Source organism: Dolichospermum planctonicum (assembly GCF_005402965.1).
Classification (GTDB): Bacteria; Cyanobacteriota; Cyanobacteriia; order Cyanobacteriales; family Nostocaceae; genus Dolichospermum; species Dolichospermum planctonicum.
Genome location: NZ_BJCF01000193.1, coordinates 1 through 227, shown reverse-complemented (window position 1 = coordinate 227; position 227 = coordinate 1). Strand labels below are relative to the sequence as shown.

Genomic DNA, 227 nt, shown 5'->3' with positions numbered 1-227 from the left:
GTTGTTCTATGTTTAAACTGTTGATATTTTCGATGTAAATATCTTTTAATTTTCCAAATCTTTTCGATAACTGACGTATCAATAAAATCATCTCACCATTCTGTCTCCCCTCCTGTCTCCCCTCCTGTCTCCCCTCCTGTCTACCTTCCTGCTTTGCTTCTTGATAGACCCTTGTTTGCTTAATATCACTCACTAAAAACATTGCTTCTATCTCCTGACGGCTTAAT

Annotated in this window: 1 protein-coding gene; it reads right to left on the bottom strand. The window is 37.9% G+C overall.

The genetic code is table 11. From position 1 onward, the window contains the following. A partial coding sequence (locus FFO06_RS21000) for a DUF4351 domain-containing protein (RefSeq protein WP_137909719.1) occupies positions 1 to 227 on the bottom strand: 227 nt, incomplete at both ends.